The organism is Salegentibacter lacus (assembly GCF_020164555.1).
Taxonomy (GTDB): Bacteria; Bacteroidota; Bacteroidia; order Flavobacteriales; family Flavobacteriaceae; genus Salegentibacter; species Salegentibacter lacus.
On the sequence record NZ_JAIQZB010000003.1, the window covers coordinates 156,296 to 171,862 of the forward strand.

Annotated in this window: 15 protein-coding genes; 5 read left to right on the forward strand and 10 right to left on the reverse strand. The window is 36.1% G+C overall.

All coding sequences use genetic code 11. The features are described from left to right. Positions 1-163 precede the first annotated feature (163 nt). The gene (locus tag LB465_RS03450) at positions 164-1,624 is read right to left on the reverse strand and encodes a TonB-dependent receptor (RefSeq protein ID WP_224467031.1); all 1,461 of its coding nucleotides are present in this window, start codon (positions 1,622-1,624) and stop codon (positions 164-166) included. A gap of 105 nt (positions 1,625-1,729) precedes the next feature. Here LB465_RS03450 and LB465_RS03455 point away from each other — a divergent pair, with 105 nt between their 5' ends. Together LB465_RS03455 and LB465_RS03460 are read left to right on the forward strand one after the other, a co-directional pair. Continuing rightward, entirely contained in the window at positions 1,730-2,491 is a 762-nt protein-coding gene (locus tag LB465_RS03455; protein WP_224467033.1) for an MBL fold metallo-hydrolase, read from the forward strand. 1 nt (position 2,492) lies between these two features. Next, entirely contained in the window at positions 2,493-2,990 is a 498-nt protein-coding gene (locus LB465_RS03460; RefSeq protein WP_224467035.1) for a hypothetical protein, read from the forward strand. On the opposite strand, the gene LB465_RS03465 is transcribed toward LB465_RS03460, so the two are convergent. From LB465_RS03465 to LB465_RS03505, 9 genes are all read right to left on the reverse strand, one after another. Continuing rightward, a complete protein-coding gene (locus LB465_RS03465; RefSeq protein WP_224467037.1) occupies positions 2,987-3,646 on the reverse strand; it encodes an alpha/beta hydrolase in 660 nt (219 codons plus the stop codon). The two genes, LB465_RS03460 and LB465_RS03465, sit on opposite strands and share 4 nt — an antisense overlap. Next, a complete protein-coding gene (locus LB465_RS03470) occupies positions 3,647-3,973 on the reverse strand; it encodes a DUF4870 domain-containing protein (protein WP_224467039.1) in 327 nt (108 codons plus the stop codon). 43 nt (positions 3,974-4,016) lie between these two features. Then, the gene (locus LB465_RS03475; RefSeq protein WP_224467042.1) at positions 4,017-5,267 is read right to left on the reverse strand and encodes a dihydroorotase; all 1,251 of its coding nucleotides are present in this window, start codon (positions 5,265-5,267) and stop codon (positions 4,017-4,019) included. A 54-nt stretch (positions 5,268-5,321) separates the two neighbouring features. Continuing rightward, positions 5,322-7,247 carry a BatA domain-containing protein gene (locus LB465_RS03480; protein WP_224467044.1) on the reverse strand — a complete coding sequence of 642 codons (1,926 nt, stop codon included), beginning with the start codon at positions 7,245-7,247 and terminating at the stop codon, positions 5,322-5,324. Positions 7,248-7,290: 43 nt separating this feature from the next. Then, positions 7,291-8,514, reverse strand: a complete 1,224-nt coding sequence (locus tag LB465_RS03485; RefSeq protein ID WP_224467046.1) for a GAF domain-containing sensor histidine kinase — start codon at positions 8,512-8,514, stop codon at positions 7,291-7,293. Between the two features lie 113 nt (positions 8,515-8,627). Further along, entirely contained in the window at positions 8,628-9,857 is a 1,230-nt protein-coding gene (locus LB465_RS03490) for a sensor histidine kinase (protein ID WP_317198418.1), read from the reverse strand. 45 nt (positions 9,858-9,902) lie between these two features. Beyond that, positions 9,903-10,667, reverse strand: coding sequence for a TIGR02757 family protein (locus LB465_RS03495; protein ID WP_224467049.1), 765 nt, complete (start codon positions 10,665-10,667; stop codon positions 9,903-9,905). Positions 10,668-10,672: 5 nt separating this feature from the next. After that, positions 10,673-11,347 carry an ABC transporter ATP-binding protein gene (locus LB465_RS03500; protein WP_224467051.1) on the reverse strand — a complete coding sequence of 225 codons (675 nt, stop codon included), beginning with the start codon at positions 11,345-11,347 and terminating at the stop codon, positions 10,673-10,675. Positions 11,348-11,398: 51 nt separating this feature from the next. Next, positions 11,399-13,837 (reverse strand): DUF5916 domain-containing protein, encoded by a 2,439-nt coding sequence (locus LB465_RS03505; protein WP_224467054.1) that lies wholly within the window; start codon positions 13,835-13,837, stop codon positions 11,399-11,401. A 135-nt stretch (positions 13,838-13,972) separates the two neighbouring features. Here LB465_RS03505 and msrA point away from each other — a divergent pair, with 135 nt between their 5' ends. Genes msrA through LB465_RS03520 form a run of 3 tightly spaced genes read left to right on the forward strand, consistent with a single transcriptional unit; the run spans position 13,973 to position 15,471 of the window. After that, positions 13,973-14,515, forward strand: coding sequence for a peptide-methionine (S)-S-oxide reductase MsrA (gene msrA / locus LB465_RS03510; protein ID WP_224467056.1), 543 nt, complete (start codon positions 13,973-13,975; stop codon positions 14,513-14,515). A gap of 7 nt (positions 14,516-14,522) precedes the next feature. Beyond that, positions 14,523-15,119, forward strand: a complete 597-nt coding sequence (gene folE, locus LB465_RS03515) for a GTP cyclohydrolase I FolE (RefSeq protein WP_224467059.1) — start codon at positions 14,523-14,525, stop codon at positions 15,117-15,119. A 43-nt stretch (positions 15,120-15,162) separates the two neighbouring features. Further along, the gene (locus tag LB465_RS03520) at positions 15,163-15,471 is read left to right on the forward strand and encodes a hypothetical protein (protein ID WP_224467061.1); all 309 of its coding nucleotides are present in this window, start codon (positions 15,163-15,165) and stop codon (positions 15,469-15,471) included. The last annotated feature ends 96 nt before the right edge of the window (positions 15,472-15,567 follow it).

A 15,567-nucleotide genomic window follows, 5' to 3' on the forward strand; every position in this document is an offset into this window, starting at 1 on the left:
TTCGGAAAATCTTGTTTTTGTCAAGCTGAACTTGGTTCAGTTTCTAACATAACTGGATTTCAAATAGCTTAGATCCTGAAATAAATTCAGGATGACGTAAAAAATAGGCATAAAAAAATCCGGGTGATTCATCCGGATTTTTTTATGCTTTTAACTTTAAAAACTAAACTTCAGTTTCGGCTTTTTTCTTGTTTTCTTTATAATGGAAAAGATTGTGCTCCTTAATCATTTTTGTAGTTTTTTCAGGTAGCATATCTTCCCAACCTTCTTTTCCTTCGCTAATCATCTGTAGTACTTCTCTAGAGTAAACATCAAGGATTTCAGGGTTGTAGTTCTCGATATCTTCAACTCTACCATTATACTTAAAGAATTTATACAATTCTTTCATCCTAGGATGAACTTTTAAGTTATCGCTGGTAGTGATTTCTCCGGTTTCAGAATCTTTAAGTGGGTATAGATAAACCTTAAGGTCTTTAAAGAATAATTTACCAAAGGCTTCCAGAATACCACCACTTAGATGTCTGTAATATTTCTCATCGAAAACATCAACCAGGTTATTTACACCCATCGTTAAGCCCATACGCTGCTTGGAATACCTTGAGAAATATTCAACAACACGATAATACTCCTGGAAATTGGAGATCATTACCGTTTGGCCCAGGGAACATAAAAGTTTTGCCCGGTCCATAAAATCACGTTCGTCAATTTCACCTTCGGCCCTAAGGTTAGAAAGCGTGATTTCAAAAATCACTTCGGTATTTTCTTTTTCTACTTTGCTTTCTTTTAGGAATAGTTCAAGGGAACGCTCATACATATCCATATTTACCTTGGTCACCGGTCTAAAACTTCCGCGTAGCGCAAGAATATTCTTTTTATAAAGAATTTTTGCGGGAAGTACGTTATTTCCGTCAGGTGCAAACATTACGGCATCTGTCATTCCGTTTTTAACCAGTTGTAAACTCATTAAACGGTTGTCTACACCTTCAAATCGAGGTCCGCTAAAGTTTATAGTATCAATTTCTATTTGATCTTTATCTATATGATCGTACAGATAACGTAGAAGTTTCTTAGGATTATCATATTTATAATAAGCGCCATAAATAAGATTCACACCTAATATTCCTAAAGTATTTTGTTGATGACGTGCATCGTTTTCGTGAAATCTAACGTGAAGGCTAATCTCGTTATAATCTTCTTCAGGGCCAACCTGGTATCTAATTCCTACCCAACCGTGACCTTTATATTTTTTTGCAAAATCTATAGTAGCTACGGTGTTGGCATAACTAAAGAAAAGTTTATTAGGATGCTTTTCACGGGAAATTCGCTGCTCAATAAGTCCAATTTCGTGGGAAAGCATCTTTTTTAATCGTGCCTCAGTTACATATCTCCTGTCATTTTCAACTCCGTAAATAGCATCACTAAAGTCTTTATCGTAGGCACTCATTGCCTTTGCGATAGTACCGGAGGCACCACCGGCCCTAAAAAAATTTCTTACAGTTTCCTGACCGGCACCAATTTCAGAAAAAGTTCCGTAGATATTTTCGTTTAAATTAATGCGAAGTGCTTTGCTTTTTATAGAAGGAACATTTTCAAATTCCTTATCGCCCATTATTGTAATTGGCATAATTTCTTTTTTAAGTGTGATTTCTTTTTTGTGTCTATCAAAGGTACTAAAAACAGCAAGGTATTGAAAAAAAATATCTTTACTTTTGCGTAAAACAAACAATTCTTGGAAGTAATATTTTTAGGTACTGGCACCTCACAGGGAATCCCAATTATAGGTAGTAAACACCCAGTTTGCCTTAGTGATAACCCCAAAGACAAACGCCTTAGGGTATCGGTTTTAGTAAAATGGGAAGGATATAATATCCTGATAGATTGCGGTCCTGATTTTAGGATGCAAATGCTTGCAAATCCTGTAGAAAACCTTGACGCTATTTTGTACACCCACGAGCATAACGATCATACCGCTGGTTTAGATGATATAAGGCCTTTTTTCTTTCGTCAGGGAGATATTCCTGTTTTTGCGCACAAACGAGTGTTAGAATCCTTGCGTAGACGTTTTGATTATATTTTTACTTCAACCAATAAATATCCCGGAGCTCCGGGTGTGCACGAGAACGAAATTGTAAATGAAGCTTTTTACTTTAAAGATTTAAAAATTACGCCAATAGATTATATGCACAATCGCTTACAGGTCTTTGGTTTTAGACTTAAAGATTTCGCTTATCTAACCGATCTTAAATCTATTAAAGAAGAAGAGGTTCAAAAACTGGATGGCGTAAAGGTTATGGTGGTTACCGCCTTAAGAATTGAGCCGCATCATTCTCATTTAAACCTGGAAGAAGCTTTAGAGTTCATTGCCCGAGTAAAGCCGGAAAGAGCTTATTTAACTCATATTAGCCATTTACTTGGATTTCATGATGAAGTTCAAAAACAGCTTCCTGAAAATGTATTCGTAGCCTACGATAACCTAAAAATCACCATTTAAGATGCGCAAGAATTTATTGCTTTATCTCTTTATTTTTTCTCTATTGTTTACCATTTTTATTTATGTAAACGACAAAAAGATCCTTGATTCCCGGGATGCAGAAATTCAGAATTTAAGAGCGGAAGTCGAACGACTTGAGCTGGAAACTGATTCTCTTGCTATTTTAAACGAAAATGACGGCTATTTTTCCTTATTGGAAAATGAAGATGCAATGACCTATTTTGAAAATAGGGGAATTGACGTTGCTGATGTTTCTGAAGCTATAGAAAATGAATTAATTAGCGAGAATAAAGTTTCTGTCGATAATTCTTATGTTCCTTTTCCTGGAATGGAAGGAGATATGCACATTAATAAAATCAAGATCTTAAACCATAAATGGGTGATTGCCGATTTTACTGATGGTACTTATTGGGGTGAAATATTTTTCACCTATTCAATAGACGAAGAGGGTAAGCTCGAACTTAATTCTGAAAAATATTTTCTTTATCCCCCGAGTTAAATTCGTTTTTTAAGCCATTCCCGTAATTCGAAGAAATTCTGTGGCGCTACTCCGTGTCCAACCGGGAATTCTGAATAGCTGTTTTCAATATTAAGCTCGTCCAAGGCCGGCTTGGTTTTTCGTGCCCATTCTACCGGAATCACCTGGTCTACCGAGCCGTGTGAACAATAAAATGATAGGCTCGAAAAATCATTCTTTTCAAATCCAGGTTTTAAAATTGCTTTATTGATATAACCGCTAAGCGCTATAATATTTTTAACCTTCTCAGGATAGGAGAGTGCTACTGCATAGCTTAAGATACTGCCCTGGCTAAAACCTAAAAGGGTTACGTTTTCTGCATTTAAATTATAAGCGTCTATCGCTTCATCTATAAATCCGGCGATTAGTTCCCTTGATTCTTTGGCCTGCTCGTCATCACTAAACTTACCATCCTGGTTATCCCAGTGAATTGCGTACCACGCATTTCCATAAGGCTGCATCGGGTAAGGCGCTTTTACAGAAACAACGAATAACTCATCCGGTAATTCTTCAGCAAAAGAGAAGAGATCATTTTCATCGCTTCCATATCCGTGAAGCATAATGAGTAAGGGCGGCTTTTCAGTTTGGGTTTTCGGTTTTCTTATAAGGTGTTGTAGAGAAAGTTCTTTGGTATTCATTTATTGTATTGTGCTAAACCATTTTTGATAATAAGTCCCAAGAATTGGCACTTCTTTTTGTTCGCCCTGTATTGCGGTTACCAGGCCGTAAATACCCAAAACCGCAATAAAAATATAAAAGGCCGATGAAATTAACCAGCTGTCAAACATTCCTACCAAAACTCCTAAAACGTAAAAAGTAACGTGAATGCCAAAGGCCTGCCTAATATGAAATGAAGCAAAAGGATTTTTATGTTCGTTGTTCATAAAATAGGCGATAATGGTGCCAATAATCGTAAGATAGGCAACAATAGCAGGGGTTTTTCCTTCTTCGGTAACAGTTTTCATAGCTGGTTATTTAAAATACAAAGGTATTAAATTAAGTAAGAATTTATAAACCAAAATCTCCCGCTTTAGTAACAATTCCTAAAGCTTTTCCTTTGAGTTGGTGGCCTTTGAAAATACTGTTTTTTGAAGTCGAAGAAATATCCGCTTCAGTAAATTCATATTTTTCATTCGGAATAAAAAGACTGAGATCTGCCGGATTTCCTTCTTTAATTTCTATGTCTTCCAAACCAAACCTTTGTTTTCCTCGTGAAAGCATTTCAACAACTTCTTCGGTGGAAAAAATCATATTTAAAGCTCCAAAAGCTGATTCCAGGCCGATGGTACCGTATAAAGCATTATCAAATTCAACTTTTTTATGCTCGGTATCTATTGGTGTATGATCGCTGGTGACCATATCTATGGTTCCATCTTTTAAACCTTTTATGAGCGCTTTTATATCTTTTTTGGTTCTTAACGGAGGTAAAACTTTTGCATTGGTATCAAAATCCTGCAAAAGTTCATCGGTAAAGATCAAATTATGAATCGCAACGCTACAGCTTACATCCAGGCCTTTCTTTTTGGCTTCCTTAATTAAGTCTACCGATTTTTTAGTTGAAATTGTAGGAATATGTAATTTCCCGCCGGTATATTCTAAAAGGTATAGATCTCGCGTAATTTGTAATTCTTCTGCCAGGTTAGGAATTCCTTTTAACCCCAGCGAAGTACTGTTTTGTTCCTCATTGACCATTCCCTTGCCGGCTATACGATCTTCCTGAGGAAATGACTGCACTAAAGCATTAAAATTTTGAGCATATTGAAGTGCAATTTTTAGCAGATTCGGATTCCTTACAGCCCGTTTATAATCTCCAAAAGCAATGGCGCCACCCTGTTTCATGTCAAAAAGTTCGGCAAGGTCTACGCCTTCACTTTTAATAGTTAATGCTCCGGTAGGGAACATTTTAACCGGGTGATGCGCTGCCTTTGATTTCACTGAAGTGATCGCACCATTATTATCAATTATCGGATAAGTATTAGGGTTTAAAGCAATGCTGGTAAACCCGCTTTTTGCTGCAGTGTCCAGTCCGTTAGAAATGGTTTCACGCTCTTCAAATCCGGGTTCTCCAAAACTTACACTACTATCAAACCAACCTCTTGAAACGTGAAGATTCTTTTCAGTAATTACTTTATCGACTTTCGACTTAATGTCTTCACCTATTTTTTTTATAATCCCGTTTTCGATTAGAATATCTAGCTTTTTATTATTGTAGGCTGAGTGTTTATCTAAAATTGTGGCCGATTTTAAAAGTAGTTTCATTTAGTTATAGTTTTAATCCCAATCTGTTGCTAATTGTATTCAGTTGTAATGCGATCATTTAAGATATTTTAAGAGGAGCATTTCTGCTGTTAAAAATATCAGTGCAAAAATAACAAAGCATTTCCAAAGCTCGTTGCTTTGCCCGGCTGCTTTTATTTCATTAAAATAAGATCCTATATTAGAATGTATTTTTACATTTTCTGTTTCCTTCGGGATATTATATTCCAGTTCGCTTTCGCTTCTGGGGGAATTAAAACTTATGTAGGTCTGATTTTCGTTGTTATATTCCAGCGAATAATTGCCTGAAGCGATTTCCAGTCCGGAAGTTGAAATTTCCAAATTATCACCTAAAGCACGTTGCTGCGGAATAAAATCTTCGGTCCTTGAAACAATGTGAACCACCTCGTCTTGCTGCGTTTGTAGCGAGATATTAATTTCATTTTCTTTTCCGGTTTCGTAGTACAGATTTGGAATTTTTAAAGCGGTAAGCCCCATATTATAAAAAACCGGAACAATTAAAGGAGAGTTTCTGAAATTGGTATTATCTGGATTTAAGGCTGCAGAAAATAAAAATACCCCGTTTCCTTCGAGTAAAAAACCGGTATTTTCCTGATAAGAAATTATTTTCCTTCCATTGTTCAGACTATAATAAGACTGCACTTTCGGATAATCAAAATTCTCAATCCTTTCCTCAAAAACATTGGTGAGCAAAGGATGATCAAAAGCGAGTTCTGTGATTAATACCTCCTGGGTTTTTAATTCAGAAAAAATAGGAGCGTTCAGACTGCGAAGTAGATTGTTATAAGAGTTTTGATTTATATTTTCTGAGGGAATAATTATCAGAGGTACCGCATTCTTCTGAAGGTTCGTAAGGTTAGATTCAAGTGCCCCGGAAACTGCTTCCAGTTCGTTGAGAATTACCAGATCAGCTGCGTTTAGCCTGTTAAAATCAAGTTGATCTATTTCAAAAATCTCAGTATTAAATTCAGGAGGGGTAAGGATACGGCTTAAAAAACTGGCATCTGTATCCTGGGTTATAATAACCACTTCTACCGGTTTAAGCTTATTTAGGCTGAAAAATAAAGAATTATCATACTCCAAAGAAGCATCTTCAATCCTTATAATTCCGTTGGGAATTTCCTCAGCATTTACCATAAAACTGGTTTGTGTTTGCTCATTTTCCACAAAATTCACAGCTGTTTTCGCCAAAAGTTCTTCTCCGTTATAAACTGAAACGCTTACAGGTTCTGAAATCTCTGCCGAACTGCTCAGTAAGACCTTTAAATCAATTTCAGAAGCTTCACGGTTACTTATAAATACAGAATCTATGCTGATATTCTGGGTGTTTCCGGGAATTGCCGGAATTAAATGATAATTTATATTGGAAGCATCTGATAAATCTTCAGGATTCAAATTTTGCTGAAAATCGGAAATAAGAATAACATCTTTGTCTCTGGTAGAAGTTTTCAACAGTTGTTCTGTTCTTAAATTCAGCGTATTAAAATCAGAAGAGGTTTCTGCAAAGTCGAGGTTTTGAAGTTCTGTAGTTAATTCTTCAGCAGGAAGATTAAAAAAATCATCATTATGAGTAAAAAGACTTATTTCCTCATTTTCTGGAAGGTTTTTAATTAAATCCTGAATAGCAGCTGCCAGGAGTTCGCCGTTTTGTCCCGTAGCCTGCATACTGTAAGAATTATCTAAAAAAATAACTTTATCACTTGAGGCAGCTTCAGGGTTTTCGGCAGGAAAATAGGGTTGGGCGAAAGCGAAAATTAAAACGGTTAACATTAACATTCTTGTAGCTAAAACCAACCATTTTTTTAAGCGAGAACTTTTTCGGGTTTGCCGAATAACTTTTTTTAGAAATTTTACGTTGGTAAAGTCTTCTTTTTGGAAGCGTCGTAGTTGAAATAAGTGAACAGCGAGCGGTATGATTAGTAAAAACAGGGCATAAAGTAGTTCCGGCTGTTTAAATTCCATAAAGCTTTAAAAAGTTTTTCAAATATATGAAATGGAATTTAAGCTAGGGCCGTTTAATTTTGAATTTAAAAGTGCTGCCTTTGCCTTTTTCAGAAATTACATCAATGGAGCCATTCATTTGCTCTATGTGTTTTTTTACGGTGGCAAGGCCAATGCCGCTGCCAGGATTGCCATATCTGTCTTTCGCATCTAGAGTGGAGAAGAGTTGAAAGATCTTTTCTTTATCGTTTTTATTTATGCCTATGCCGTTATCGCTCACTTCAAACCAATAATAAGTAGTAGTAGTTTTGAAACTTATATCCACTTTTCTTACTTCTTCGTTATTGTACTTTAAGGCATTACTTATTAAATTCATAAAAACCTGGCTAAGAGCGGCTTTATTTATGTTTTTGAGATGACCTTTATCGGGATAGGAGATTTCAACATTTTCCTCTAGAACATAAAGATCGGTGATTCTTTTTAAAAGGGTAGGAAGGTGTACATCCTCAAAATCTTTTTCCAGAATATGATCGCTGCGATAAAAACTTAGAATTCCATCAACATAATTTCTAAGCGAATAAGAAGACTCAACTAAAAAGTCAAGATATTGCCTGCTTTGGTCATCAAGCTTTTCTTTGTTTTCGTCCTTAAGTAATTCGGTTAAGGAAATAATATTGGCTAATGGCGATTTGATGTCGTGCGAGACCAGGCTGGCAAATTTTTCAAGTTCATTATATTTCTGCTTCAATTTTCGCTGTACGTGCTGAAGTTTGGTTTTGTGCTTGCGCGACTCAAAGAGATTCATACTTTGGTTCGCCAGGGCTAATAATGATTTTTTTTGATCTTCGTCTAACTTTCTAATCTTTGTATCAAAAATGCAGAACACTGCTATGGCGTGACCATTTGTATTTAAAAGTGGAATCCCTGCATAAAAATGAAATTCACGATCGTAAACATTGTTAGCACATTCAAAAAATTTAGGATGCTCCTGGCTGTTTATAATGAAGATTTCTTCGCCAGCATTCATAGCACGTTCACAGAAGGAGTTTTCTCTCGGAATTTCAGCCGGTTGAGTGCCGTAAGCCGATTTATACCAAACATTTGTTTTCCCTATAATGCTGATTTTCGCAATAGGAACCTGGCAGATTTTAGCGGCTAAAAAGGTAAGTTGGTCGTAATCCTTGTCTTCTCCAGATTTAAAAATTGCATATTCAGCAAGTGCTGCCCGACGTAATTTTTCGTTTGAAGAGACTTTTTTTTGCTGCATATCATCTGCTATGTTACTCACTATAAGATATTTGACAAACTAAAAATGTGCTGTGAGGATTTTGTTATGGATCCCGATATTACAGCTTAATTTAATATAGAAAAAATTAAACATTTTTCTATAAAAAAGCAGCATCAATTATGTTTTTTTCTAATCGAAAAATCGAAACGAGTACCTTCTCCTATTTCTGAATTAACCTTTAGGTTTCCGCCTAAATTACCTACGAGTCTTTTTACTGTCGAAAGGCCAATGCCATTGCCTTTATTGCCGGAACGGTCACTTTTGGCTACGGTAGTAAAGAGTTTAAAAATGTCTTCTTCTTTTTCTTTAGGAATTCCTATACCATTATCCTGAATACTGAAGTAATAGAAATCGGGGTTTTGGGAGAATTCAATATCAATTATAATTTTTTGCTTATCGTTGTACTTTAGGCTGTTCCCCAATAAATTCAAAAATATTTGTTCCAGCGCGGCGCGGTTAGAACTTATAATGGTATTATCTTCAGGAAGGTTGATGATGCAGTCTTCGGTAATATTTAAGAGGTCAATAATTTCCTCTAATAATTGATGTACGTCAAATTCTTCATTATTTGAGGCAGCAATATTATCGCTTTCGTAATGATCTAAAATGCCATTTATGTACTCGCTAAGTCTTAACCCTGCCTGTTTTAGATTTTTTAGGTATTCTAAACCTTCTTCTCCCAGTTTTTTGCCGAATTTTGCTTTAAGGATATCTGCGGTGATAATCATATTTGCCAAGGGCATTTTCATATCGTGAGAAACCACTCCGGCAAAATTTTTAAGCATAGCATTATGCTCGTTCAATTGCTTTTTAATATCCTCCAGGTAATCGTTCTTGCGTTTTAATTCTAAAAGTATTTCTACCTGTTTAGCAAGTGATTTTAAGGCTTTTTTCTGGTCCTGGTTTAATTTATTTGGCTTGGTATCAATCACACAGAGTGTACCTAAAACCATATTGTTATGATTTTTGAGGGGCATCCCGGCGTAATAAATAATAGGATCTGATTTGGCAAGAACAAAAGGGTTATCCTCAAAACGCTTATCTAACCTGGTATCTTCAACTTCCATCAACTGTTCAGGTACCAAGATGGCGTGACTACAAAACGAAACATCCCGTTCTGAGGTACACATTTCGGTGCCATATTTAGATTTAAACCATTGCTCGTGCTCGCCAACTAAAGAAATTAAAGAAATTGGCGTTTTGCAAATAAAAGAAGCCAATTGGGTAATATTGTCGAATTCCTCCTCGGTAGGACTATACAAAATATTAGCGTCCTCAAGCGCTTTTAAACGTTGACTTTCGTTTTCTGGAATAGCGGGACTTAACATATAATGAAAATTCAATTAAAACAAATTTAACAATTTTCACCGTAACTTGTTAAATTTATACTAATACTTTTCAAACACGCCAAGACCAAATAAAGCGAAGTCATATTTCACGGGATCTGCTGGATCCAGCTTCCTTAACGAAGTATCTAGCTCAGCCAAAGCTTTCGCATCATTGGCTTTTCGCTTTAAGAGTTTTAATTTTCTAGCCACATTTCCGGAATGGACGTCTAATGGGCAACTTAATAGAGAAGCATCGAGCTTTTCCCAAAGACCAAAATCTACACCGGCCTGGTCCTTTCTCACCATCCACCGCAGGTACATATTTATTCTTTTAGCAGCCGAATTCTTAAGTGGATCACTTACATGTTTTTGTGTTCGTGGAGGATGTGGAATTTCAAAGAATACCTTTTTAAATTCGTGAATAGCGGGTTGAAGTGAAGCTTTTTTAGCATTTTTAGTAAAAATAGCTTCAATGCCACCGTGATTTTTGTAGATATTTTTTAAGGCTGAAATAAAATAAATAAGGTCTGTTTCGTTAAAAGTACGATGAACAAATCCGGTTAAATTTTCCAAATCACTTTCAGAATGATTCAAGACGAAATCCTGCGGACTACGATCCAGCATTTCCATTAAACGATTTGCATTTTTAAGAATACTTTTTCTATTTCCCCAGGCAATCGTTGCCGTGAGAAAACCGGCAATTTCAATATCTTCCTTTTTACTGAACTGATGCGGAATCTGCACAGGATCAGTATCTATAAATTCAGGCGTATTGTACTGCTCAACTTTAAAGTCAAGAAAAGATTTGAGTTCACTTTTTTTCAAACTGCCTAAATTTGCTTTTTGTCGATTATTTTTCCGTCCTGCATTGTGATTTTTCGGTCGGCCATATCGGCAAGTTCTTCGTTATGAGTTACAATCACAAAAGTTTGCTGAAATTCGTCGCGAAGCCTAAAGAATAATTGATGAAGATTTTCAGCAGATTCGGTATCCAAATTTCCAGAAGGTTCATCGGCGAAAATCACCGCAGGATTATTAATAAGGGACCTTGCAACGGCAATACGTTGTTGCTCTCCACCACTAAGTTCTGCCGGTTTATGGTGTGCCCGGTTTTTTAGCCCTAAGAAGCCTAAAAGCTCTTTAGCACGTTCTTCGGCTTTTTCTTTTGGGGTGTTATGTATAAAGGCAGGAATACAAATGTTTTCTAAAGCAGTAAACTCAGGTAACAGCTGATGAAATTGAAAAATAAATCCAATATTCTTATTTCTAAATTTTGATAATTCCCTGGATGAAAGTTTATAAATATCGGTATCATTGATTTCAAGCATAGAATCTTTATCCTTTTCAGGTTTATCTAAAGTTCCCAGAATTTGAAGCAAAGTGGTTTTACCTGCTCCCGAAGCTCCTACAATAGAAACAATTTCGCTCTTTTTAATATGAAGATCCAGACCTTTAAGAACGTGAAGATCTCCGTAGTATTTATGAATATTTTTGGCTATAATCATATATGCGCTTTAAGGCTCGTGAAATTAGCCAAATTAAGGAAAATCCCCAAGTTAGGACTGTAATATGTTTTTTACCTGATTGTAGTCTATATAATAAACAATCCTCAGGCTAAAATTATGTCTTGCCGGCCTGTCAAACAAATTATCCAGGCTTCGTTGAAAATCCAGATAACTTAATTCATCCTGGTTAAAAATTGAATTTCTATAGAGTAAAATAGCTTCGCTTCCGGGAGCGAATTGCCAGCGGTAGCTTAAGTCGAGGTTCCAGATATTAAAATTAGCGTCAGGATTATAATTTTCCTCAGTATCATAATTTACTGAAGTTAAACTTCCGTCATTATTTAATTTTGAAAATTCACCTTCTTCAAACTGAGCAACCGACCAAAAATGCCTGAAACTTAAATTTAATGCCTGCTTTGTGGTGAAATTATAATTTGCCTGAAGCGAGTTTTCGAAACTTTGCATATCCCGGTTTCCGAAGATAATATCCCGCGGCTGGAGGTTTACAAAGCTGGGGCGGTTAATTTCATTATCGTATTCAAAACCATAAATTACCAGAAACCTCTCGTTTAACCTAATTCTGGGTTTAAATATAAAATTGAAACTTTCTCGTGAGTCTTCGCCAAAAACCTGGTAGGTGGAGCGAAGATCTAAAGCTAGTTTCTTTCTATAATCTGAAGAAATCCAGGCGTTTCCGATAATATTGGGTTGGTAGGTTATAAAAGTATTTTCCCTACGCGGCTCAAAAAAATCTTTAAATGCTGAATTCACTTCGGCAAAACCTCCAAAAGCAAATCGGTCGCGGGTCATTGCAAAAATGCTTAAACCAGCACCACTGGCCACATTTATACCAGGGCGATATCTCCGCTGGTGGTTTGCATATAATTCTATGTTATATTGATTAAAAATCCCGGTAGGCTCAAAAGTTTGATAAGAAGTATTCAGGTAAAAGTTATTATAATTGTTGGTAAAACTTATTCCCAGGTCGTTAATATCGTAAGTTTCGTTGGCCAGTTCGTGCGAAAGGCCATACCTGAAATTACCTTTTGTTCGATTAACTGAAAGTAAAGAAGAAAAGCCTGTTTCCTTTTGTCCCGATAAATTCACATTGCTCATTTTCGCTTCTCCAACAAAGTTAAATGAGTTGGATTTATTAAAAACATCAAATAGAAATCCGGTAACATTTGCGTCCCTGAAACTGCCTTCCCTGGTAACATTGGTATTAATTAAACTTATAGAAGAATTTTTATTAAATCTTTGATCGAGCACCAGGATGTTATAATTAGCAAGAGGTTCTGTAACTTTCTCCCTGCTTTTACCGGTAAGAGTATCTCTAAAAACAGCTTTGGTTTCAGCAGTAACGGCATTAAAAAATCCAACTCCCAGTCCACGTTCCGTCCTGCCCGAAATTTTTAATGCATTTATGAGATCGGTCCTTTCAGGATTTTCGAGGATTTCTTCATTTTCAAGTTTTTCTCGTTGGGCATTATTAAAACCAATAGGAGTATTTCCCACACGGCGGGAATAAAAAAGATCTCCTTTTGTAAAAAGCTCGGTTCCTTCGGTAAAAAACGCACGATTTTCTCCAAATATTTGCTCAAATGGACCTAAATTAAGTTCTACATTATCATAAGCCACCTGGCCAAAATCTGGAACTAAAGTCATATCTAAGGTGAAGGCTTTGCTAATTCCGTATTTTACGTCCAGCCCTGCACTAAAATTGGTTTCGGTCTGGCCATCAAATCTATCTATTTCAGCCGATGTATATGGGTAAAAACTAAGTCGGGTAGGAGGTTCTATATTTTCTATACCGGTAAGTAAGCCGGTTTGCTGACTCATTAATCCAACGGCTTTATCTACATAATTCCACGTATAACTTTCATTTCTTTGAGAAATTTGCCTTAAAAACTGAATTCCCCATTTTTGTTCCTGTTTTTCAGGAAAACGCAGCGCAGAATAAGGAACACGAATTTCCGCATACCAGCCGTTTTCATCTTGAGAAACCGCCGCCTCCCAAACGATATTAAAACCAAAATCTTCATTATCGCCGGTAATTTTGGCGTCTGCACGTGTACCTGCAGCGGTAACCGCAAACCTTATTTGGTTTTCACCATCGTCATAAGTATTAATGTCTATTTGGAAATAATCGCTTTGCTCCAAATTATCTCGTTGGGTAAATTGCTTTACTATATCTTCAGGATTATTTTCTAATAAAGAAGCGGCGATATAAAGCGCTTCATTATCGTAAACTACTTTTACAGAAGTGTTGTGACTTGATGGAATGGGATCGCCATCTCCGGGATAATACATCACAAAATCTTTTGCTTCAGTAAGGTTCTTCCAGGCTTCATCGTCTAAAAGTCCATCTATATCAGGAGATTTTTGCGCTTTTGTTGCTGAATAGTTTTTGCGCGGAAGACTATCTATTTGCGCAGTAATTTGATGGGTAAAAATGAAGAATATTAAAATCAACCGGATTTTCGGAACCATTAATTGATGATTAGGGTGAAAATGAGTTCAAATATATCATAGTTCTCAATGTAGACCAAGTTTTGATTTAAATTCACGTTAAACTATATTTGGTTTGTTTATTAATAGCTTAGATTTGCTAAACAAAAATAATCTATGAATTCAGAAAATATAGAACTTGCAACCTTGGCAGGAGGTTGTTTCTGGTGTACTGAAGCTGTTTTTCAACGTTTAAATGGTGTGGAACAGGTGCTTTCAGGTTTTACCGGTGGGAATATAAAAAATCCTGCGTATCGTGAAATTATAACCGGCCGAACCGGCCATGCTGAAGCAATTCAGATTAGATTTAATCCAGAGGTGATAAGCTTTCAGGATTTGTTATATGTATTTTTTGCCACGCACGACCCAACTACGTTGAATCGACAGCAAAATGATGTTGGGACACAATATCGAAGCGCGGTATTTTATCATTCTGAAGCACAAAAAGAATCTGCAGAAAAGGTAATTGAAGAGTTAGAAGAAAAGGAGGTTTTCGAGAATAAGATCGTAACCGAAATTAGTGCGGTGAAAGATTTTTATATTGCAGAAAAAGAACATCAGGATTTCTATAACCAGCACCGGCAGCAACCATATTGCCAATTTATAATAGATCCTAAAATTAAAAAACTAACTGAAGTCTTTTCCGATAAACTGAAATAATAAAAAAATGTCATATAAATTTAAAGAAGAATATAATATTGAGGTTACTGATGGGCTTCAGGAAAATTATAAAAATATCCTTGAAGGAATAGGCGAGGATATAAGTCGTGAAGGCATAGAAGATACTCCAGAACGTGCAGCGAAAGCAATGCAGTTTCTAACACAGGGTTATAAGATGGATGCTGAAACCATTCTAAAAAAAGCCATGTTCAAGGAGAGTTACGACGAAATGGTGGTGGTAAAGGACATAGAATTATATTCTTTGTGTGAGCACCACATGTTGCCTTTCTTTGGAAAAGCCCATATTGCTTATATTCCTAACGGGCATATTGTAGGTTTAAGCAAACTACCAAGGGTGGTAGATGTATTTGCAAGAAGACTGCAGGTACAGGAACGCTTAACCCACGATATTTTGGAATGTATAAATAACACCCTTAAACCAAAAGGAGTTGCGGTAGTGATTGAAGCAGTACATATGTGTATGATGATGCGCGGTGTACAGAAGCAAAACAGTGCGACTACGACTTCCGGGTTTAGAGGGCAATTTGAAAAAATAGAAACCAGGAATGAATTTCTAAAGCTAATAAGCTCGAATCTTAAATAGCAAATTGGCATTTTATTTGCTTTATTTAATAAAAGCAATCAAAATGAAACTTTTAAAAGATAAACTATTTATAAAAAGCCTGGTGTATGATGCTATTGGTATGGTTACCTTGGCAATTCCTTTAGTGGGGCCGTTTCTCGATTTATTATGGGCACCTTACGCCGCCAGAAAAATGGGTGAAATGTATCAAGGAAAAAAAGGTAAAGTGGCTTCAGTAATTGTATTTCTTGAAGAGATTTTACCGGGAACAGATATTATTCCAACCTTTACGCTAATGTATTTCTATACTTTTGTTTGGAGCAAGAAAAAACAACCTAAAGGTCAGGTAATAGAAGTTGAAATAATAGAATAAGTTTCTATTTTATAAAATTTTTAAAACGGGATTCCATATCGGGATTCCGTTTTTTTTTGCATTTGTTGTAAATTATTTAAAAACTCTTTAACAGCG